The 21,075-nt window shown below is 67.7% G+C and carries 16 protein-coding genes; 6 read left to right on the top strand and 10 right to left on the bottom strand.

Annotation, left to right across the window (positions count from 1 at the left end; all coding sequences use genetic code 11):
- The first annotated feature begins 15 nt into the window (after nt 1-15).
- The 3 genes from fxlM to OG206_RS09825 all read left to right on the top strand — a co-directional run bounded on the left by fxlM (nt 16) and on the right by OG206_RS09825 (nt 4,011).
- A complete protein-coding gene (gene fxlM / locus OG206_RS09835) occupies nt 16-2,085 on the top strand; it encodes a methyltransferase, FxLD system (protein ID WP_327114379.1) in 2,070 nt (689 codons plus the stop codon).
- 90 nt (nt 2,086-2,175) lie between these two features.
- Entirely contained in the window at nt 2,176-3,306 is a 1,131-nt protein-coding gene (locus OG206_RS09830; protein ID WP_327114377.1) for a hypothetical protein, read from the top strand.
- A gap of 195 nt (nt 3,307-3,501) precedes the next feature.
- Nucleotides 3,502-4,011, top strand: coding sequence for a topology modulation protein (locus OG206_RS09825; RefSeq protein WP_327114375.1), 510 nt, complete (start codon nt 3,502-3,504; stop codon nt 4,009-4,011).
- A 183-nt stretch (nt 4,012-4,194) separates the two neighbouring features.
- Here the strand turns inward: OG206_RS09825 and OG206_RS09820 are convergent, their stop codons facing one another.
- The 3 genes from OG206_RS09820 to OG206_RS09810 are packed head-to-tail and all read right to left on the bottom strand — an operon-like array spanning nt 4,195 to nt 7,008.
- Complete coding sequence (locus OG206_RS09820; protein WP_327122223.1) at nt 4,195-5,373, bottom strand: cytochrome P450 family protein; 1,179 nt, start codon at nt 5,371-5,373, stop codon at nt 4,195-4,197.
- Between the two features lie 4 nt (nt 5,374-5,377).
- On the bottom strand, nt 5,378-6,562 hold the full coding sequence (locus tag OG206_RS09815; RefSeq protein ID WP_327114373.1) for an MAB_1171c family putative transporter: 1,185 nt from the start codon (nt 6,560-6,562) through the stop codon (nt 5,378-5,380).
- The gene (locus tag OG206_RS09810) at nt 6,559-7,008 is read right to left on the bottom strand and encodes a regulator component (protein WP_327114371.1); all 450 of its coding nucleotides are present in this window, start codon (nt 7,006-7,008) and stop codon (nt 6,559-6,561) included. Before OG206_RS09810 ends, OG206_RS09815 begins: the two co-directional genes overlap by 4 nt.
- Nucleotides 7,009-7,147: 139 nt before the next feature.
- Here OG206_RS09810 and OG206_RS09805 point away from each other — a divergent pair, with 139 nt between their 5' ends.
- Nucleotides 7,148-7,894, top strand: coding sequence for a DNA-methyltransferase (locus OG206_RS09805; RefSeq protein WP_047471334.1), 747 nt, complete (start codon nt 7,148-7,150; stop codon nt 7,892-7,894).
- A 99-nt stretch (nt 7,895-7,993) separates the two neighbouring features.
- Here OG206_RS09805 and OG206_RS09800 read toward each other — a convergent pair whose 3' ends face one another.
- Nucleotides 7,994-8,929 (bottom strand): DUF5655 domain-containing protein, encoded by a 936-nt coding sequence (locus OG206_RS09800; protein ID WP_327114358.1) that lies wholly within the window; start codon nt 8,927-8,929, stop codon nt 7,994-7,996.
- A gap of 393 nt (nt 8,930-9,322) precedes the next feature.
- On the opposite strand from OG206_RS09800, the gene dcm reads away from it, so the two are divergent.
- Nucleotides 9,323-11,323 carry a DNA (cytosine-5-)-methyltransferase gene (gene dcm / locus OG206_RS09795; protein WP_327114356.1) on the top strand — a complete coding sequence of 667 codons (2,001 nt, stop codon included), beginning with the start codon at nt 9,323-9,325 and terminating at the stop codon, nt 11,321-11,323.
- Here the strand turns inward: dcm and OG206_RS09790 are convergent.
- The gene (locus OG206_RS09790; protein WP_327114354.1) at nt 11,238-11,732 is read right to left on the bottom strand and encodes a very short patch repair endonuclease; all 495 of its coding nucleotides are present in this window, start codon (nt 11,730-11,732) and stop codon (nt 11,238-11,240) included. The two genes, dcm and OG206_RS09790, sit on opposite strands and share 86 nt — an antisense overlap.
- Before the next feature lie 56 nt (nt 11,733-11,788).
- On the opposite strand from OG206_RS09790, the gene OG206_RS09785 reads away from it, so the two are divergent.
- Complete coding sequence (locus tag OG206_RS09785) at nt 11,789-11,977, top strand: AbrB/MazE/SpoVT family DNA-binding domain-containing protein (RefSeq protein ID WP_327114352.1); 189 nt, start codon at nt 11,789-11,791, stop codon at nt 11,975-11,977.
- Between the two features lie 19 nt (nt 11,978-11,996).
- Here the strand turns inward: OG206_RS09785 and OG206_RS09780 are convergent, their stop codons facing one another.
- The 5 genes from OG206_RS09780 to OG206_RS09760 all read right to left on the bottom strand — a co-directional run bounded on the left by OG206_RS09780 (nt 11,997) and on the right by OG206_RS09760 (nt 21,052).
- Nucleotides 11,997-14,006: an AIPR family protein gene (locus OG206_RS09780; protein WP_327114350.1), complete on the bottom strand. Its 2,010-nt coding sequence runs from the start codon at nt 14,004-14,006 to the stop codon at nt 11,997-11,999.
- The gene (locus tag OG206_RS09775) at nt 13,999-15,009 is read right to left on the bottom strand and encodes a PD-(D/E)XK motif protein (RefSeq protein WP_327114348.1); all 1,011 of its coding nucleotides are present in this window, start codon (nt 15,007-15,009) and stop codon (nt 13,999-14,001) included. Before OG206_RS09775 ends, OG206_RS09780 begins: the two co-directional genes overlap by 8 nt.
- A complete protein-coding gene (locus OG206_RS09770) occupies nt 15,006-17,786 on the bottom strand; it encodes a Z1 domain-containing protein (protein ID WP_327114346.1) in 2,781 nt (926 codons plus the stop codon). Before OG206_RS09770 ends, OG206_RS09775 begins: the two co-directional genes overlap by 4 nt.
- 63 nt (nt 17,787-17,849) lie before the next feature.
- Entirely contained in the window at nt 17,850-19,325 is a 1,476-nt protein-coding gene (locus OG206_RS09765) for an ATP-binding protein (RefSeq protein WP_327114344.1), read from the bottom strand.
- 182 nt (nt 19,326-19,507) lie between these two features.
- Nucleotides 19,508-21,052, bottom strand: coding sequence for a hypothetical protein (locus tag OG206_RS09760; protein WP_327114342.1), 1,545 nt, complete (start codon nt 21,050-21,052; stop codon nt 19,508-19,510).
- Nucleotides 21,053-21,075 lie beyond the last annotated feature (23 nt).

The raw sequence follows: 21,075 nt of genomic DNA, 5'->3' as shown, positions 1-21,075 counted from the left end.
CCGAAGGACTTCGCAATGCGCTCCGATCGCTGGCAGCAGCACAACATCACCTTCCCCGACCGGGACACCGGACGGCGCGCCGTCACCGAACACCTCGCCCCCGTTCTGCTCGCCGCCGAGGCCGACGGGCAGCTCAGCGGCTGGTGGTTCATGAACAAGCAGCCCTGGCGCCTGCGATACGTCGCCGACCAGCCGTCACCGACCGTGCTGACTCTGCTGGACGAGTGGGTGGCGGACGGCAAGGCGCAGTCCTGCACGACCGGGATCTACGAGCCGGAGACCGAGGCGTTCGGCGGGGCGGACGCCATGACGGCCGCGCACGCCCTCTTCCACGAGGACAGCCGCCACCTCCTCACCCACCCCGTCCACAACGAGCACCTGGGGCGACGCGAGACCGCCATCCTGCTGATGAGCAGCATGATGCGCGCCGCGAACCTCGACTGGTTCGAGCAAGGCGACGTGTGGGCGAAGGTCTCCGCACTGCGCCCCGGCACCGGCACGCCTGCGTCCATGCGCCTGACCTCCGCGATGCGGACCCTGATGACCACCGAGGCCCGCAGCCTGTGCCGCGAGCACGGGCCGCTGGACGGCCACGCCGACTGGGTCGCCGCCTTCGAGCGCGTCGGCACCACGCTCGCCTACCTCGCCGCCCAGGGCGACCTGACCCGCGGACTGCGCGCCATCATCGCGCACCACGCCATCTTCCACGCCAACCGTGCCGGTCTGCCGTCCGCCGACCAGCACACCCTGTTCCACATCGCACGAGAGGCAATCATGGGTTCGAGTGAAAACACCGCGTCAGCAACAGAATCAGGCTCCGCGGCCCATAGCGTCAGCACGGTGAACACCGACACACTCACCGCCCCCGAGGCCAACGCCGAACAGCTCCGCAACGCCCTGGTCGACCAGATCAAGGCCGACGGCCACGCCCGCACCCCCGCGGTTGAAGCCGCCCTGCGCGCCGTGCCCCGGCACCTGTTCGTCCCCGACACCCCGCTGGCCGACGCCTACGACAACAGCCCGGTCAACGTGAAGTACGACCCCGAGGGCACCTCGATCTCCTGCGCCTCCCAGCCGGCCGTCGTCGCCCTCATGCTGGACCAGCTCGAAGCCCAGCCGGGCGAGCGCATCCTCGAACTCGGCGCCGGCACCGGCTACAACGCCGCCCTGATCGGCCACCTCGTCGGCCCGAGCGGACACGTCACCACCATCGACGTCGATGACGACCTGGTCGAAGGCGCCCGAGCCCACCTCGCCGCCGCCGGAGCCACCAACGTCGAGGCCCTGACGCGCGACGGCGCCCTCGGCCACGCCGAAGGCGCCCCGTACGACCGGATCATCGCCACCGTCGGCGCGCACGGCATCCCCCACGCCTGGCTCGACCAACTCGCCGAAGGCGGCCGACTCGTCACCCCGCAGCGGCTCACGGGCAGCGTCTCGCGCTCCATCATCTACGTGAAGCGCGACGGCCGGTGGCAGTCGGTCGGCTCGGAGATGAACACCTTCATGCCGCTGCGCCGGGGCATCGCCGACGACGACCGCCGCGCCGTGCCGCTCAGTACGGACGGCGCCGTGCGCCTCCAGGCCCCGGCCGGACTGACGCTCGACGCCGACGCCCTTGCCGGTGTCCTTGACCAGCCGCGCGTCGAGGAGTGGACCGGGATGACGGTCCGCGCCGGGGAGTCCCCGGAGTGGATGGAGCTGTTCGTCTCCTGCGTCCTGCCATCCGGGCTGATCCGGATGCTCTTCCCCCAGACCGCCAAGGGCACGTTGCTTACCGAGGACCCCTACCCCTCGGCCACGGCCGCCGTCGAGAAGGGCGCCCTCACCTACCTCGCGCGGCGTCCCTCGGAGCAGAAGACCCCCGAGGGCGCCAAGCTCTGGGAGTTCGGCGTCATCGGCCACGGCCCCGGGAGCGATGAGCTGGCCGCCAAGGTCGCCGACGCGGTCCGCACCTGGGACCGCGAGTACCGCGGCCGGGACGCCGCCTTCGAGATCCTGCCGCTCGATGCGCCCGCGGACGAGCAGCCCGGTGTCTTCGTCCTCGACACCCCGCTGAACCGCGTCCGCGTCACCTGGCAGTAGCTGATCCGCCTGCGTGGTGCCCGCCGACCGGCCGGCGGGCACCACGCGGCCCTTCCCCGCTCCTCGTCGTCTTCATCCCCGGGGGACCTCATGGACCTGAACGGACCCATAGCCCAGCGCTTTCCGCTCATCTATCGATTCCGACCCGCGTGCCTGCCCCTGCCCCGGCGCGTGCACGGCTTGGCCGAACTCGCCGACGCCGCAGCCGCAAAGGCTCACCAGGGCCTCGCCTCGGCCGTCTACAACCAGGCCGCCCTCATCGCCTCCGACCTCGGGCTGCCCGACCTCGCGCGGAAGATGTGCCACCAGCACGCTGCCGCCTACCTCCACGCCACCCCCCTGCCCGGCATGACCGCGATCCGCGCCCTCGAACCCGTGGTGAACCTCGCCCGCCTCCAGATCCGCGCGGGCGCCGCCGACGACGGGCGTCACCGTCTGCTGCACCTCTTCGACGCCGTCACCAACGGCACCAGGGCTCAGTTCGAGGGGGTCCACGTCCCGGCCGACCTCACCGTCACCGAGACCGACCGCCACGAGGTCCGCACCTGGCTGTGGAAGGTCGTTCTGGCCGACGGCACCCGCACCTTGACCACGGCCGGCCGCTGGGCGGAAGCTCTGGCGCACATCGAGGAGCACCGGGGCATCGGGCAGCGCATGCTGGACGGCCGCCAGGTCGCCGTCCTGGCCGCGCTCAGCCACACCCCCACCGACGCAGCCGTGCTCATCACCATGACCACACCCGGGGAACGCTGGGAGAACGCCGTCACCGGCTGCCTTGACGCGATGTGCAGAAAGGCCCTTCGCGTCCCGGCCGTACCGCTTCTCGACACACTGGTCGAGGACTACGTCGAGCACCAACCCGACCAGGGCATGACCGTCTTCGACACGCGCCTCGGCCTGACGATCCTGGACCTGCTGGAGCCGCACCAGGAAGACGCAGCGCACCGGATGGTTGCAGAGCTCCACTGCCGGGCCGCCGCGGCGACCGACGGCTACGCCGCCCGTGAGTGCCTGGCCGACCACCGGTTCACCAGTCTCGCCGAGCCGCGCCAGGTCGAGGCGGCCCAACGGCTTGTCCATGCATGCGCGCTGGGGAGCGGCAGCCTCCCCGAGCCCTGGCTCGCAAGGATGACAGAGGCATTACAGGGCAGCGACGAGGTGATCCGCGCCAGCGTCGAACACTCTCACTCTCAGCAGGAAGGGACTGGCGCACAGGGTTGAGGTGTAACGCTTGGGCAGCCAGAGCAGCCCACCCTGCACGGCGTCGAGCACCAGGGGAGCCAGGGCGCGTGGCGACGCTCATCGTCAGTAGAGGGCTCTCTGAGCGACGAACTGAACAGGCAGGAGAGAGGCCAGACACAGCACGGCCCGCGAGTTGGCTCGCCGATCACCTCAACCTCTCTACGCTGGAGCACCATGAGGAAGGTCGCCATCGTCGGCTGCGGAGGCAGTGGCAAGTCCCACGTGGCCCGCGAGCTGGGCAGGATCCTCGACGCCCCGGTGACGCACCTCGACGCCGCGTTCTACGACGACGAGTGGAACGCGTTGCCCACGGACAAGTTCACCGACGTGCAGCGCGAGCTGGTCGCGCAGCCGCGGTGGGTGATTGACGGCAACTACAACTCGACGCTGCAGGTACGGCTCGAAGCCTGCGACACGGTGGTCCTGATGGACGTGTCGACCGGGGCGGCCCTGTACGGGATCTTCTCCCGGCAGCTCCGACACGGGGCCGGGCACAAGGGCAACGGAGTGCACAACCGCATCCACTGGGGCGTGATCAAGTACGTCGCCACGTATCGGCGCAAGATGCGACCCCGCGTGATGGCGAAGATCGAGGAGTTCGGCTCCGGCGCCGATGTGGTGCTACTGGCCAACCGGCGCCAGACGCACCGCTGGCTGCGGAAGGTCGCCGCCGAGCAGTCCTGATCATCCCGCCCCCCTGTCTGGGGACGCGGGATGAACGAGCCCAATCCGTTTGTCGCGGACGATGGCATAGCGGTGGGGACTCCAGAAGATTTGGCGCGAGCCAGCATCCTGCTCGCCCCGACGCAGAAACATGACTTCCGCGCGTACGGCGAGCAGACGGTCTGCCGATGGCTTGGCGAGCGGCTACACCAGGACAGGGAGCGACGCGAGCCCGCGAACGAGACGGGTGTGCCGCCACGCCAGTCGATCAGACGGAACGGCAAGTCGAACCTCGGGGAACCGCGTCAGGATCATCCGAAGGGCGATCTCAGCCTCGGCCTTGGCGAGAGGAGCGCCGACGCAGCGGTGGATGCCGTGGCCGAAGCTGAGATGGGCAGCGGTGTCTCGCTCCAGGTCGAGAATGTCCGGCGAGGGGAACCGTTTCGGGTCCCGGTTGGCTGCTCCGAGAGCGACCAGCACCGGTACACCGGCCGGGATGTCCGTGCCGCCGAGCCTGACCGCTTCGGTGGTGAAGCGGAATGTGGCTGTACTGACAGGGGACTCGAACCGAAGCAGTTCGTCGAGCACAGCAGGGACGTCGTCTGGATTCTCCCGAAGACGCTGCAGCTGTCCCGGGTGCTGAAGCAGCGCCAGGACGGCGTTGCCGAGGAAGTTGGTGGTGGTCTCGTGCCCGGCTACGAGCAGCAGCACCGCGAGAGAAACCAGTTCTTCCTCGCTCAGGTGATCGTCTCCGTCGCGAGCCGAGATGAGCCGGTCAAGCAAAGAGGTACCGGGGGACAGGCGCTTGGCGGCGATAAGGCTGGTCATGTAATCGGCCATCGAATGCGAGGCCGCGTCGACGACGTCAGGTCTTCCCGCCGCGAACAGTTCTGCGGACCACCGCTGGATGTCGGACCGGTCTCCCTCCGGTACTCCGAGTAGCTCGCAGATCACCAGGACCGGTAGGGGGACCGCGAGGCCGGCCACGAAGTCGAACTGCTCGCCGACGGGCCACTGATCCAGCAGCTCCTCGGTGACCTGGGCAATGAAGGGACGGAGCTTCGTGACGGCTCCGGTCGTGAACGCCTTGGTTACCAGCTTGCGCAGACGGGTGTGCTGCGGTGGGTCGCTGGCGAGCATGGTGTGAGCCACCGCAGGGTGTAGCCGACGCTGTGTGCCCTTACCGGCGAAGAATGCGGCTGTGTCCTTCGACAGCCGAGCGTCGCCGAGGGCTTCCCGGGCTTCCGCGTAGCCGGTGACGAGGTAACTGGTACGCCCGCCGGAGCCCGCGGGCACGGGCTGTACCGGACACGTGGACCGCATAGCCGCGTACGTGGGGTAGGGGTCCTGGGTAAAGCGGGGGTCCTGCGTCGGGTCGGTCATGCTCTCAGGCTCCAACCAGTTCTGGTCGGCCATCGTCTCTGACACGCCCGACACGGTTGACGTAAGCGTCAGCTACCAGAAGGAGCCACTCCGTGGCTGCCCGCAGATCCTTCCGGGAGGCGGCACCCGCGGCTGGCGGGGCGACGTCGTCGGCGACGCGGCCTGTCTTCAAGCCGGCCAGCGCCGCCTTCACGACAGCCGCCTCGACTGCCGCAGCACGTTCCTCTGTCCCAGTGCCGAAAGCGTCCTGGGCCGCCTCCTGTACTGCACGGGGTCGGAACGCCCGAAGGGCGAGGCTGCCGTCGCTGATCTCTATGACCCGCCGCTGGAGCAGGAAGTCCGAGTCATTCGAAGAGTCCTGGGCATCGTCTGCGGCGGTCAGGACGATCTCGGGCATCGCAGCTGAGAGGTCCTGCCAGAGGGAGTCAAGCGCCTCGAAAGACTGCGCCTCCCATCGGCGGCGGCGGGCCTGGCTGAGCGGGTAGACCACAGCAGGCAGAGTGAGGCCGAGGCAGATCAGGAGGACGGCGAGCGCTGGCGAGGTCACGCTGAAGACGCACGGCATGGTCACGAGTGACGAGCATTCCGGGTGGGCGGGTATGAGGTGGAGACCCAGACCCAGATCGAGGAGCCGCGTCAGCTTGTACGCCGTGTAGACGAGCGCGAATCCGCAGCCAACCGCTGCCAACCGGAGACCGATTCGTACGCTGCTGCGGCGCGTTGACTTCGACTGGCGCACGACTTGCACCAGGAAGTCGACGACGGCGAAGCCCAGGTAGGAGATGTACAGGAGCAGGTAGAGCGCGTACGCCTGCGGAGAGCGGTGGGCCATCTGCTCGTAGGCGAACAGGATGGTCATGCCGAAGGCCGACCCAGCGAGGAGGAAGAGGCGCAGTCGGATCCGGCGCTGTGCCTCTGCGGGCTCGAGGTTGAGCTGGAAGGAGACGGCCAGGACTGCCGTGGCGGCTGCCACCGAGGCGCAGTTGCTCAGCAACCGGGCGACGTGCGGTACTGCCGTCTCGGCAGCGTCCTCGAACAGCGGTGCGTAGGAGGCGAAGGCCAAGGCGAACGAGGCGAGGAGCGCACCCATGGCCCACGTCCCGGTCGGACGTGGCGTGCCTCGCCCGAGCACCCAGTAGCCGGAAGCCGCAGCGAGCAGGGAGGCCATGCCGAGGAAGACGGTGTTCATCGTGAGCGGAACCGCCGCTTCCTGATGGGCTGGGCAAAGAGTGCGTCCCAGCTGTCCGGCCCCTTCTTCGGCCGCAGAGAGGGAGATTCACGCTCGCGGTAGATGCGCTGGCGGATGACCGTCGCCATCATCTCCGCTTCCCGTTCGTCGGCCGTCGGGTAGCTCGTGCGCCCGGACATGCGCGTCACCAGCGTGGGGTTCACACCGAGGATGCGGGCCATGTCCGTGTCGACCTCCAGACTCCCCGGGTGGTCGTAGTACACGTGGCACAGCTCGTGAGTCAGGATGTGTCTCTGGTGGTGGATAGACGTACCTTCCTCGTAGTAAAGGAGGTCGACCGTCGGGGTTTCGATCCTTATCCCACATGGCGCGTCGACTGCGCCGAGCGTATTCAGCGGCGCCATGACGATCGGCTTGCCGCGGAGATCTGCTATCGCGTCACGCAAATCACGCGTGCTGAAGCGGTGTGGCAGGGACAGTAGATCAACCTGCTCCTCACATGATGTGCGAAGTCGGCTCTCGTCGATTTCTGGCAAAGGCACGCAAGTCCCCCTCCTCGGTTTCGGCGGTGCGCCAACTCGCTAGATGAGCTACACGCTGCACCGAGGCGACGCCCTGACCGTCCTGAAGTCCCTCCCGGACGAGAGCGTCCAGGCGGTGATCACCGACCCGCCGTACAACTCCGGAGGCCGCACCAGCTCCGATCGAACCGGCCGCACCGCTCGCGCCAAGTACGTCACGAGTAACTCGGCGCACGACCTCGCCAACTTCCCCGGCGAAAACCGCGACCAGCGCTCCTACCGCTCCTGGCTCACCGAACTGCTCACCGAGGCGTACCGGGCCTCGACCGAGCACGCGGTCGCGATGGTCTTCACCGACTGGCGACAGGAGCCGACCACCTCCGACGCCCTGCAGATGGCGGGATGGACCTGGAGCGGCACGATTCCGTGGATCAAGCCGTCCAGTCGGCCCCGCAAGGGCGGGCCGAAGCAGGACTCGGAGTTCATCATCTGGGGCGTCAAGGGCTCCCTCGACAACACCCGCGATCTCTACCTGCCGGGCCACTACATCGCCTCCCAGCCCCGCAAGGGCCGGGTTCACATCACCCAGAAGCCGGTCGAGGTCATGCAGCAGCTCGTCCAGGTGTGCCCCGAGGGCGGCACCGTCCTCGACCCGTTCACCGGCAGCGGCTCCACCGGGGTCGCGGCCCTGCGCGAGGGACGCCGCTTCGTGGGCGTCGAGCTGTCCGCGCACTACGCCGACGTCGCCGAGGAGCGGCTCCGAGCGGAACTGACGAAGGACGACTTCGAGCTGGCCGGACCGGAGGCATGAGCGTGAGAGCGAAAAGAGGCCAGGGCCGGCGGCCCACAGACGCCAAAGGGGCGGCCGGAGCATCGACTAACCGATGCACCAGCCGCCCCTCCTGTTACGTCAGGCTGCCTCGAACGCCCGCCGGATCAGCGGCGCCGCCTTCTCCAAGTCGGCTGCCGAGACGATACGCACCTCTAGGTCACCGGTCCCGAGGTGCCCGATACCGCGCATGTCCCGGGTGAAGCCCTCCTCCAGCTCGACCGCGTCCGGGTCGAGTCTGAGGTACACCAGGATCGCCTCGTGCTTCGGACGGAAGATCACCGACGCCACGTTCACCAACCGCCGGTAGGCGATGTAGTGCCGCAGCGACGCCACCTCCACCTCGCCCCACGCTGTGAGCGCCTCGTCCAACTCCGCATACAGGTTCCGCAGGCACTCCGGCACCGTTCCTCCACCCGCAGGCGGAGAGACCGCCGAAGCCGTCGGCACGCTGTCCGCCACGGGTGCCCGCTCCCGGCCCCGGCGAGACGAGGCAGCGCTCGGGAAGCCGGTCGCGGAGTCCACGAGCAGCAGCCCCAGCAGGCCACCGTCGAAGATCCGGTAGCGCACCAGGTCGATCCGCTCGGGCAACCTCTGCACCGCCACCCGGTCGTGGTGCGAGAAGCCCGCCGCGATGCAGATCATCCGCGGACGACGCCAGTCGACGGACTCGGCGGCCTCCGCCCCCAGCACCTTCCGCACGAGCGCCTCGAACTCGTGGTGCGCCGACTCCAGCCAGGACAGGTAGGAGACAGCCTGGGACATCACCCCGCTGTCCGAGCCCTTCTTGAACTCGATCACTACCGGGCTGCCGTTCTCATCGAGTCCCAGGGTGTCGATCCGCCCCCGGTGCCAAGGCCCGGTCGGATACTCCGAGGCCAGGAAACGAACACCCAGCATCTGCTCCAGGCCGGCCTCGACCCGCCGCTGCAGCTCCACCTCCAGCGCCACCGTTGCACTGGACAGCTCGACATCCCGACCGTCCGCGTCCCGTCGGAACATCATCAGCTCGGCCACCCCGGCGCCCCCTCCCGTGTTCGCTATAGAGGTGCAAGTAAGAGGACGCTGCGGGTATTCCGCGTCGGGCAGCGGGAAGGGCAGGCAGCTCGACCATGGGATTGGCCGAGTGCAGGACGCCGACATCGCCTCGGGGCGAGAGCCGAGCCCGCGGGAGAGGCGATGACATGAATCTCGACTGGCGAGAGCTCTGATGGTCTTGTCGGTGTTTGTCCGTATGGTTGACCCTCTCCGGTGTTACTGGGGGGTTGCTTTCCCATACAGGGATGGGCGCCGCGTAATATTCTCGGGGCGCCTGTGGCGTCCTCATCGATCCAGTCATCCGAGGTGGACGTCGGATTCTTGATCTTGCCAGAGGTTGTGTGATCTCCTGGTGCTCGTTCTTCTCGTCCGATGGAGGTTGGCGCAGTGCGCAGGCAGCACTATGGGGTGCCTCTGGAGCGGAGCGACTGTCTGGAGCTCAGGCGCCACAGGAACAGTTGCAAGCCCGAGAACTTCGGCAAGTGGCTCGGTGGCTTCGGTGCTGACAAGCGTCTGGCCGTCGACCTCTTCTCTGGAGCGGGTGGACTGAGTCTCGGGCTGGAGCGAGCCGGGTGGACGGTCGCAGCTGCGGTCGACTTCAACGAGCGGGCGCTCCAGACGCACGCGGCGAACTTCCCGGGCATGAGTCTCCACATGGATCTGGGTAATCCTGACGAGCGTGACAAGCTCGTCGAGATGCTGGCGCCCGCCAAGATCGACTTGGTGGCCGGAGGCCCGCCATGCCAGCCGTTCAGCAGGGCTGGCCGGAGCAAGATCCGCAGTCTCGTGGAGCATCACGGCCGCGATCCCCATGATCGCCGCAAGGAGCTGTGGAGCGCCTACCTCGACGTCGTGAAACGCCTCCGGCCACGTGCGGTCCTCATGGAGAACGTGCCGGACATGGGTCTCGGCGACGACTTCTTCGTGGTACGCACCATCGAGGAGCAGCTGGAGGACCTCGGATACGCGACGCAGGTCCGTCTCGTCGATGCGTGGAAGTACGGCGTTCCGCAACACAGGAAGCGGCTGATCCTGCTCGCGAGGAACGACGTGGAGTGCTTCTCGTGGCGGCAGGAGCTGGAGCACGATCAGCGGACCACGCTGCGTGACGCTATCGGTGACCTGCCGGTGCTGCCTGTCGTGCCCACCGAGCGTGTCGGGGAGCGCGAACTCCCGTACGAGGAACCGTCCGAGCTTTCCAAGTTCGCTCAGGACATGCGTAAGTGGGCGCGTAAGGACCGGGTGTGGGACCACATGACCCGACGGGTCCGGGCGGACGACGCCGAGATCTTCTCCAGCATGGACTCCACCACCCTGTACTCGCAGATCTCGCCGGAACTGCAGCGTTACAAGGCCGACCACTTTACGGACAAGTACAAGAAGCTCGACTGGTCGGATCTCAGCAGGTCGATCACCGCCCACATCGCCAAGGACGGCTACTGGTACATCCACCCCGACCAGGAGCAGCCACGCACCCTCACCGTGCGGGAGTCGGCACGGGTGCAGACCTTCCCGGACAAGTTCCGCTTCGCGGGCACGCGCAGTGACGCCTTCCGTCAGATCGGTAACGCGGTGCCGCCTCTCCTGGGTGAGGCGGCGGCCGAGGCGCTGCTGCCGGTAGGTGACGGGCAGTCGGCTGAGGGTGGACTCCGACCTCACTGGCGGACGGTGCGAGAGGACCTGACCGCTTGGGCCCGGGGACAACGTGACGCGGAGCACTGGTATCAGCTGCCGGGCAGGCACATGTCAGGCTTGCAAGCTGCCGTGGTGGCCATACTGTCCGGGACCAGGATGCAGCCCGCCCAGTTGTCGGCGATGGTCGAGATCGTACGGGGGCTGACGTCACTGAACACGGCCTCACTGGAGGCGCTCACCACGGCTGCGCCGACCGAGGCTGCCAAGGCCCGGGTCGCCCGGCTCTCGGTGATGGTCGGCGAGTCCAGCGCCTGGGAGGACGAGAAGAAGGTCCGCGAGTCCCTGATGCTGAAGCCGGCGGAGGCGACGGTCTACCGGCTGCTGATCGCGGAGGACCTTCTGTGGGTCGGGCAGGGTGCACTCCGCGTCGCCGCTCGTCTCCACGGCAGCGCTTCGGACCGTACGAACAGGCTCAGCGACGGTCGAGTGGACCTGGTGAAGCTCGTCGGGGCAGGCGAGGACGCGCCCCTACGCATGGCAGCGCTCCGTCTCATCGGGACCAGTATCTGCAGGGCCAAGGAGCCTGTCTGTGATGCCTGTCCTCTCAGCCAGTACTGCGCTGACAGGGAAAGTCTCTCGGGCGATCACCTGTTTACGGAGGTGCCGAGCGAGATGAACGATCGGGAGACGGTGCCCGCCCAGTCGCGTCAGGCTGGGCGCACCGTCGGGCGACGCTGAGCGCAGCGCCCTCGACGTCCGTCCGGATCTCGCACTCCCAGACACGGACGACGGTCCACCCGGCAGCTTCGGCCGCAGCGGTGTTCCGACGGTCCCGTTCCTTGTTGGTCTTGATCTTCGCGGTCCACAGGGAGGCGTTCGGACCGCGGAACGCCTTCGGGCCGTGGACCGGGCACCCGTGCCAGTAGCACCCGTCGACGAACACCGCGACGCCGTGCCTGGGCAGAACGAAGTCCGCCGTGCAGCGGGCGGCCACCTTGCGCTGTAGCCGGAACCTGAGGCCGAGCCGGTGCACGGCCCGCCGCAGGGCGACTTCGGGTTTGGTGTCCCGGGAGCGCCGACCGCGCAGGTGGCCGCTCTGTTCGGTGCGGACCCATCCCTTGAGGGCAGCTTCCTCATCTGCTGCCATGGTTTGTCCCCAGGCCGACGTCGCTCCTATAAGGGCGAGAGTGCCACACTCGTCCCATGCTTCGTGAACCAGCAGAACTCCGTGTCGACGACCGCGGCCGGGTCGAGCTTCCCCTTGGCCTGCTCGCAGAGGCCGGCATCGCCCCTGGGTCGGATCTTCTGGCCTTCAGCGACGGAGACGGACGGATCGTGCTCCGTCGCGCCGAGGACGCCATGAGGGATCTCCTCGAACGCGGGAAGCTCTGAGGCCGACGAGCTGCCAGGCTCAGGCTTCCGAGACGAACCCGAGGGACAGAGCCCTGTTGCGTGCGTGTAGCGCCTGAACCGCTTGCGGCTCCGGGATCCCCTGACCGAGTTCGAGTCGTCTGCCGACGTACTGTGCCAGCTGCCGCTGGGCGGGCACGAGATTGCGTGTCTCCTTCGCCCACCGCTCGACGGCGTACCACTCGTCCGCCGGGATCGACGCCACCTCGTCGCAGGCGCCCTGGCTACCTCCTGAGCCCCCTGCGAGAGTCTTCTCGTCCAACGGATGCTCGAGGAGCTCCGCCTTCAGGTCGGCGGGCACGGACCATGGCACGCGGGAGACCGCGTCCCAGCACACGACCTTCTTCGCCCACTCGCCCACGTGGTTTCCCTCACGCGGCCTGGTCACCACGCGCATCACCCTGGGGCAGAGGTCGTCGATCGCCGCCTCGACCGCGGGGGAGATCTGCTGCTCCCGCCAGATCCTGTCCAGGTCGATGCGCTGATTCGTCGCGAGCGACAGACGGGCCACGGTGTACGCCGTGATCATGCTCTTGTAGCTCCCGGCCTCGTGGCTCGCCGCGATGCGGTCGACCGCTTTGAAGAGGACGGCCATGGCGATCACACGTTGGCAGTACTGGACGTCGACATGCGGGGTCGCCTCGTCGATGCGGTCCATGAACGCGACGAAGTTCTTCTGTGCGCCACGGCTGACCTGGAACGGGAGGTGGTTCCAGGAGTTGCAGTACTTCGCCAGGTCCGCCTTCGTGAACTTCCGGTTGGTCGGATTGAGCTTCTTGAAGGCGCGCTGCCTCGCCGGAGTCCGGGCCTTGGCCAACTCGTCAGTGTACTGGCCGCGCGCCCGCTCGTAGAACCAGTGGACCTCTTGGCCGCTGCCGTCCGTGGCCGGCGCCCACAGGGAGCGGGTGATCCGCTGCACGGCCACGTGGTACTCGTGGTTCGAGCTGAAGTCGACCATCGTCACCCGGTTCTGGGTGTTGGAGTACTCGGAGATCATCGGGACGATCTCCGACAGACGCTCGGGGGACACTTCCGTCAGCTTCATCTGAACGGACACGTGCGACAGGTCCGCCTTGTCACGGCTTCTCGCGTAGTGCAGTGAGGCTGTCGTCTGACCGCCGTTCACGACCTGCAGTCCGTGCACGCGGCGGACACCGGTCGGTCTGCCTTCGGCGTCGTGAGCGAAGTCGACCTGCGAAGCGGTGGCCGTGATGCCGTTGTTGTACGCCAGGAACCTTCCGGGGGAGTTCAGAAGTGTCTCCCGGATGCCGCGGTTGACGGTCCCACGGGCCTGTAGGAAGGAGCGGACGTTCAGTTCGAGGAGCCTGGTCCCGTGTTCCCCGTACAGCTCGGCCAGCCTCTGGCCGGGAATCACGGTCATGGTCACCGAGTGGTCGGGTTCGCTGCTGGGTGCTGCGACGCATGGCAGCGGCGGGACGAACTCGACGACGATGGGTTCGCTGATGCTGCCGGAGGTCTCGTGACGGTGCAGGCGCGCGAGGTCCCACACCTCGTGGGTCACCGGGAGGCCGTCGAAGTCGGTGGGTGGCACCGCGGTGCCGGTGCTGACACGGTTACTTAGCAGGAAGAGCCGAACTCGCTGTACCTCGGTGAGGGACTTCTCCACCGCCGCGCACATGTCGTAGACGTCGAAGGACTCGTCGATGTGCTGGCGCAGCCCGTCCCGGCAGCGACGGACGAACGTGAGGAGCCGTCTGAAGTAGGACTCGACCAAGCCCTTCGTGAGCTTGGAAGCCAGCGGCTCCACGTCGAAGTCCGTGACGAAGAGGTCGAGGCACTCACCCGTGTCCCCGATGCCGTAGCCGTGGACCAGGTGACCGTGCGAACCGTGGTAGGCGCTGAACGTGTTGGAGGCGATGCCGCCCTTCTCCAGGTCCTCGAACACGCGTCGCGTGAAGACTTCGGGAGTGGTCGTCCCCTCGGCCTCGGCCGTGGCTTGGACGTCGACGACGACGTCGTGGGCGTACTGGTACAGGTCGAGTTCAGGCATGGGTCCCCCCGATGAGTGCGGTCACCTCGTCGGCCGTGGCACGGTACCGGTCCAGCCCCGAGATGCTCAGGCTGTACGTGCAGTCGCCCACTCCCTCGGGCAGGTCGGCTTCGACGAGCCTCGGAAATTCGTCCCGTACGTGCCAGGAACGCAGGTCTCGGAGGGTGTACCGAGGCTCCTCGTACAGGTCCCGGTGGCTCGGGAGATAGCCGGCCCTCACGAGCCGGCCGTCGAAGTCGGCGCGTACGGCCGTGCTCGTCAGCTGCTCGCGTACGCGGTCCACCACGCGGTTCAGACTCTCGCCGGAACCACCACGACGTTCGTCGAGCATGACCAAGGACAACAGGAGTGAGGGCGTCCCCGTGCCGTCCAGCTGGCGTTCGCTCGCGATACGGATGTTGCGGGGGCGCTTGGCCGTGCTGGCCTTCGTCTCGATGGCCACGGCGGGCAGGTGGAAGTCCTGGTTGGCCCCGCTCGGTCCGGACCAGGAGCTGACGGCTTCGGACGCCCCGACGACTGGCAGGACGCGGTCGCGCAGCAACAGGAGCTCGCCGACGAGCCCGCGACGGGCCTCGGGACCGAGACCGTCCTTGCCCACGGAGCGAAGAAGGTCCTGCCAACGCTCGAACCGCTCCACGGCCGCGGTCAGGGCTGCCGCGGCTCCGGGAGCTCCCCTGACGGTGTCGGCGACGTCGGTGACGAGGGGGTTGAACACCTCGCGGTGCTCGTCCGCGGTGAGGACCACCTGCAGCTCGTACTCGAGCCGCGACACGGCACTCAGGTTCATCTCCAGGCCCGCCGCGCTGGGCAGGCGGGTCACGGAGCGCACGATGTGGTCCGCGGAGCGTGCGTCGGTCCTGAGTACGAGCATCCGTCGGTGCGCCGGGTGGGAGACGGACAGGAAGACGTCCAACGGGGCGTCGGGGTACAGGCGGATGCTGGATCGCCCCTGGGCGGTCTGAGGCGCCTCGAGGTCGCACCACTCGGCTTCCGTGATGGTCACTCCCCGTCCCCCTCTTCGTCCAGGGCGTCGAGGCCCTCCTGCTGCCAGATGCTGTTGACGACGTACTCGGTGTCGGACTGGTGCTTCGAGAGCGGAAAGCTCACCTTGAAGCCAACGAGCGGCGACTGAGGGGAGGCGTTCTCGGACGCGGGCCGTTCGACGAGGTAGATGAGCAGCAACGCCTGGTCGGGTCGTCGCTGCCATCGGAGATGATCACCTGAAGGGGTCTGGGGCACCTTCTCACGCTTCTTGATGGCCGCCGCCTTCTGCGTCGCCTGGAGGGCGGCCAGAATCTGGTCCTTCTCGAGGTCGAGGTGCTCGTCGGGAGGGCTGAGCAGACGACGGATCGTGTGCCGGCCGTCCCTCTCGGTGTCGTTCAGCGCCGTGCGCTCCACGGGTCCCACCTCGTGACCGGAGACGTTCTGGTAGTCCGTGGACGCCCTCTTCCCGACGAGCACCACCGTCCACTCCGGAAGCTCTCCGACGGCCGTGCACTGTTCGATGTACTTCGCGATGAAGCGGGGGCGGACTCTCTGCGCCATGCGGTCCGTCTCGTAACGGTTGAGAAAGTCGACGACGGCGTCGGAGGTCACCTGTGACCATGTCACGTTGGCACCCGTCGTCTCCTGCCTCCCTGTGGAGCGGGCTTCGAGTCTCCGGACGAACTCCTCGAGGACCTTGAGGTTGTGCTCGGGGACCCCGTCGGAGAGCTTGAAGATCACCGTCTCCGGCCCCTCCCCGGAGTAGCTGAGCATGACCTTCGTGCCCTGGCGCATCTTGTTGGCGGCCGTGACGGCGAGCCCGAGTGACGAGGCACGGACCTTCAGTCCGAAGTTCCTCGGGCTGAGGTCCAGCGCCGCCATCTCCTCGACCTCGCGACGCAGTTCGTCGGTCGCAGCGGTCACCTCGATGTACTTCGCCTGCAGGTCGGGCGTGGTGTACAGACGGCAGAGATCCTCGTGCCCCGGTCGGTATCCGAACCAGCGTCCCATCTGGAGCAGGGTGTCGTACGTGGTGGAGGTACGCAGGTAGTAGCTGACGGTCAGCCCCTCCAGAGTGAGGCCCCGGGAGAGCTTCTGGCCCCCGATCGCGATGACCGAGAGACCGGTCCGGCGGTGCTCGTAGTAGTCCAGGGCGTCGCGAGAGGCGCCGTTCACTGTCTTTACTACGATCTTCCGCAGCGCGGGCATCAGCTGGTTCGACACGTCGTCCCAGGTGACGCGCCGGGCCTCGTCCGCAGGGAAGTGGTCTGTCGTGGGTGCGAAGTCGCCCTCCCACAGGGCCCGGAGCCCGGCCGTGCGTTGTGCTGCCTGCCCGTATCGGTCACGGAGAGAGTCCACGAGGAGGCGCAGGTAGTCATCCACCTGGTCGCGGACGATCCCCTGGACTGCCGTGAAGCGGGTGACGTGCACGAGCATGGAGTTGTGCACCTTCGTCTGTCCCCGTACCCTCCGGGCGGCGCTGGCGATGACGAACGAGTCGATCGCGTCGCGGAGGGACTGCGGAAGGTCGTCGGAGGGGACGAACGAGGACTTGTGCTTGCTCGGGATCCAGCTCTCCGAGTCGGCTACGGGTCGCACGAGGGGCAGAGGAGGAACGTCCTCCTCGTCGTCGTTGTCGGTCCGGAGCCCGAACACGCGTTCCGGACCAAGATAGTTGGTCGGCGAGGGCAACGTGCGGATGAAGCTGTCGGGGAAGAGGTCTGCTCCGAGTTCGACGTGGTTGACGTCGGGGTCGATGTAGATGTTGGCGAAGGGAGTGGCGGTGTACCCGACGTACGCCGACTTCTCGAAGCTCTTCATGAGCTCGCGGATCGCGCCGTTCGTCTTGGTCGGGTCCGCGTCGGGGTCGCGCTCGGTGTTGATGGAGGCGTTGTCCGCCTCGTCGTCGATGACGAACAGGGGAATGTCGCGTACGACCTTGTTCCCCGTCTCGTCCTCGGTGCCTTGAACCTCGGTCACCCACGTTCGCAGGTACTCCAGAATCCTCCAGTGCTTCTTGACGACGAGGACCACCGGGAAGCGGCCGAGCGGGAAGTTGACGGCGTTGGCGGCCTGGCGGCCGAAGTCACCCTTCTCCGAGCTGTTGGTGGGGGACGCGATGTCGAGCTTCTTGACCCCCGGCATCCGTCCGGCACCCATGAGGCGGGACTTCCCGTTCTGGTTGGACCGCTGCTGGTGCTGTGTATCGAACCCGAGCAGCCCCTCGTCGACACGGAGCTGGGTCTGGCTCCGGAGGTCGTTGTGGATGCCGGCGAGGATCACTACGAACTGGTATCCCGCGTCCACCGCCTTCGCGGCCAGACCGATGTACTGGCCGGTCTTTCCTGACTGCACCTGACCGATGACCAGACCCGTCCGACGCCAGGAGCCGACTCGGCGAGGGTCCTCGAGCTGACTCAGGACCTCGTCTGTGCTCTGGTCCAGCCGACGAACGACTAGCGGGGGGAGGCTGCGTACGTCCTCCAGGTAGCGCCGGTAGCGCTCCCAGAAGTCCCATGCCCGGTCGTTCTTCGCCTCCGGCAGCCACGGTTCGTGTCCGCTGTCGCTGTCCAGGCCGGAAGAGCCTTCCTGGAACACGGCTGTCAGGACCTCGATCTCCTTGGCCAGTTGGTCACGGTCGAGAACCTCGCCTTGGCCGGCGAGCATCCCGAAGATGACGGTCACCGCGTTCTGCACTTCCTCCGGCGACGGCTGACGGTCCTGCGACAGCAGTGCCAGCACCAGACGACGGGCCTTGGCAAGGGACTCCGACGAGTTGTCAGGGGTGGAACTCACGGCAGACCTCCGGCTGAGCGGGAACGGCATGGGGCAGATTACGCGCGGACACTGACAACGGCCTCACCCGTTCCAGAAGCCCTGCATCTGGTCGAAGGGGGGCATGGTCCGCAGGCGTTCGCGGGCGGCCGCAGGGGAACGGCCGTCCGAGACCAACGCCTCGTAGATCCGCTGTGCGACCTCCATGGCCCCTGCGTCGGCGGGACCGGGGCCGCCGAAGGGCTCGGGGTCGTCGCTGGTGTCCGTCTCGTGCATCACACGGAGGGCGGTGACCGGCACGGTCTCCTCGAGCAGGCGGATCAGGGCACGAACGTCGTCCGGGCTCGCACCGCCAGCACGCAGCGCCGCCTTCACGAGGGGATGACCACGGTTGACCCGGCAGGTGACCCGGTCCTCGGACCGACGCACGTTCCACGCGTACAGCAGCGGGTCCCCGTGCGTGCGCGCCGCGATCTGCCCGCGGTGCCGCAGCACGTCGGAGGCTCGTCTCCTGGCCTGCAGGGCGATGCGTCGCAGGTGGGAACGAAGGGCGACGGGCGGCACGACGCTGGACTTCCGCACGTCGACCATCCACTCGACGTCGGTCTCGGCGGGGATGTCCACGGCGATCCGGGCCAGGTTGTACTTCTCCTCGCGGCGTAGCCCGCGTTGTCCGAGCCAGTCGCCCGCCAGGATCAGACGGTTCCGGCGGTAGACGTAGAACCCCTGCTGGTCCAGCCATCCACGTGGGCCTCCGGCCTTCTCGTACTCGTCCGGGGTGAGCCTCTGAGCGCTCGGGAGGACGAACGCCTCCACCCGTACGGAACCCGATCCCAGCGGCAGGCGCTCGACGGGAAGTGGCTGTACGGACGGGTGGCGGGCGAGGAAGGGATCCCAGGGCGTGACGGGGGTACCGGACACCCGGAGGTTGAGCCGGCTGCCTCCGGTGAGGAACCGCGCGAAGACCATCCCCAGGTGGGACTCGGTGCGCGCGGACTCCGCGTAGAACTGCTTCTGGGTCCGTTCGTCCTCCACCGTCACCGCGCCGCCGTGGTAGCCGTTCAGGCGCCGCCACAACACGACCGTCCCGTGGTCCGCCGTCCCCCGGATCCGCTCCAGCAGTTCGGTCGTCGCCTCGTCCGCGCCGCGGAGCAGCCGCCACTGACCGGAGGTCTCGACGACGTCGAGGTCCCAGGTGCGCACGTGCCATTCGCCGGACCTCGCGGTGGCGACGCTGAGCTGCCGGGCCTGGGAGAAGGACGCGGACTTGAGACCCACGCCGAAACGCCCGAGATCGGTGGCACTGCGTGTTGCCGCGGGGCCGCGCGCGGCGACGGTCATGGCGGTCACGAGGTCCTCGGCCGTCATCCCGGCACCGTCGTCTGCGACGGCGATCCACGAGTCCATTCCGGCCCAGGTGAACTCGACGTCGACCGTTGACGCCCCGGCGGAGATGCTGTTGTCCACGAGGTCCGCGATGGCGGCAGGAAGCGAGTACCCGAGAGAACTGAGGGAGGCGACCAGGCCCGCCGGCTCCGGAGCCGCGATGTCGTACGTCACGCCGATTTTCCAGCCTACTTCCGAGTTCTGGTGATGGATATGATTATCCACCGGCATGGCTACCTGCAGGGGATGTATCGCCGTCCCGAGAGGACGCACAAGCACCGTGCTCTTAGTGGTTCGGCTGGTTGACCGGACGAGTTCACATGACGCGTCAGACAGCCGATGTCCAGGTTGATTCGCTACCCGAAGCGGGGGCGCCAAGAGCTCGTGCGTATCCCGAGCGCGTCGACGTGTACTCGGTGTCGGCCCAAGGAGATCGACCGTTTCCGCACGTCGAAGTGCACCCCTCTGGCCGGAAGATCCGGGCTCCTCAGGGCGGCCACCAGGGAACCGAGGTCGGGCGGCGTCCCCAGCGCCTGCACGTAACGGAGAGAGGTGGCGTGCATGTCCGGAACGGGAAGAGGGCGCGTGGTGAGCTGCTGCGGCGTGCCGACGCACCAGGTCCAGCTGATCGAGTCGAACGAGGGCCAGCTTCGCGGCAGACGAGCACTCGCGGCACCCGATCGGAGCTCGCCTCTGAGACGGTCCAACTGCCCTGCTGCAGAGGTGATCCAGCTCTCGACCTTCATGCCCTCGTGCAGGGACAGGGCTTCGATCGGCCATTTGATCTCGAGGCAGAGGCCGAGCCGACGGACCGGGTCCACGACGACCACGTCCAGATCGCCGGCAGACCCGCCGTCGGTCCTGGCAGCCGGGACGCGCTCGGCTACCAGGGCGCCCGGGGTGGCGCGCAGCCACTCCGCCCAGGCCGTTGCACGTGCACCCTGCTCCCTTCCGATGCGGCCGAACCCACCAGGCGCATGAGTGGCCGAGCGAAGCATGATCGCGTCCACGGTCCTCGGCGTCAGGAGGGGTGGACAGATGATCACGACGTCGTCGTGGCTAATCAGAGGGGAGGTCCTACAGGACCTGCCGGGTCGGTAGGTGAGTCTCTCCACCACCAGAGCCTGGTGCGCCTCGGACACGTTCGGGCACATCTCCGCGATGGCGGCGAGCAGCTGGGAGGTCGGCATGTGTGCGAGCGTCGCCTCCAGACGGGAGAGCCTGTGCGCGGTGTGCTCGCTCAGAGAGGCGATTCCCATGATCACCGCCAGGACGCTGGTCATGTCACCGGCGGTCATCCCCTCTCCGAGTTGGAAGGAGTCGGGAACCTGGCCCTCGGGTACCGACTGCCGGTACACCTCTATCGTCGCAGCGGCCCGCTGGACAGCTGCCTTGAGGACCTCCGGCGGTGGACCGCTACGAGAGTCGACGACTCGGGACGAGATCCACTTCCGCTCCACGTCGGAGAGCAGGGGTACGCCCCTGGGACGCGCGTCCTGCTCGAGGATCATGTCGGCCACTTCGGCGGAGGCGTCCCAGCGGTGACGCACGCGGAAGTCACCTCTCGTCATGCGTACGTCGTAGGCACCGCTCCGGATGCTGGCCTCCAAGGGGTCGAACCGCTGGGCTGCCACCGCAGCGAGGACGATCTCGTCGGCGTCCCCGCCCGAGCACGCACCAGTGCCGACGGGTTGGTCGTGATGCCACGCGACGAGTTGCGCGAGAACGCTTTCCCACGGAACGTCCGTCGTGACTCTTGAGCTGATCTCCATCGCGCGGACTCTGGTCGCGGTCCGGAGCAGGTCGTAGATCCGCTCCGGTCCGGAGTCCCATCCGCGCAGGGTTAGGGCCCGGTCCCGGGCCTCGGCAAGGACGCCCAGCAGGTCCTGTTCTGGTCTCACGCAGAGCTCCACTCGTGCACTTC

The sequence above is a fragment of the Streptomyces sp. NBC_01341 genome, from assembly GCF_035946055.1.
GTDB lineage: Bacteria > Actinomycetota > Actinomycetes > Streptomycetales > Streptomycetaceae > Streptomyces.
Note: the sequence above shows the minus strand (reverse complement) of the source record. Positions and strands in the feature narration are given on the sequence as shown.

Coding starts and splice junctions, on each gene's coding strand:
- OG206_RS09815 (WP_327114373.1), bottom strand. CDS start 6,562: ATGAACACCGTCTTCCTCGGCATGGCCTCCCTGCTCGCTGCGGCTTCC.
- OG206_RS09780 (WP_327114350.1), bottom strand. CDS start 14,006: ATGCCTGAACTCGACCTGTACCAGTACGCCCACGACGTCGTCGTCGAC.
- dcm (WP_327114356.1), top strand. CDS start 9,323: ATGGAGGTTGGCGCAGTGCGCAGGCAGCACTATGGGGTGCCTCTGGAG.
- OG206_RS09790 (WP_327114354.1), bottom strand. CDS start 11,732: ATGGCAGCAGATGAGGAAGCTGCCCTCAAGGGATGGGTCCGCACCGAA.
- OG206_RS09820 (WP_327122223.1), bottom strand. CDS start 5,373: ATGACCGACCCGACGCAGGACCCCCGCTTTACCCAGGACCCCTACCCC.
- OG206_RS09785 (WP_327114352.1), top strand. CDS start 11,789: ATGCTTCGTGAACCAGCAGAACTCCGTGTCGACGACCGCGGCCGGGTC.
- OG206_RS09825 (WP_327114375.1), top strand. CDS start 3,502: ATGAGGAAGGTCGCCATCGTCGGCTGCGGAGGCAGTGGCAAGTCCCAC.
- OG206_RS09830 (WP_327114377.1), top strand. CDS start 2,176: ATGGACCTGAACGGACCCATAGCCCAGCGCTTTCCGCTCATCTATCGA.
- fxlM (WP_327114379.1), top strand. CDS start 16: ATGCGCTCCGATCGCTGGCAGCAGCACAACATCACCTTCCCCGACCGG.
- OG206_RS09805 (WP_047471334.1), top strand. CDS start 7,148: ATGAGCTACACGCTGCACCGAGGCGACGCCCTGACCGTCCTGAAGTCC.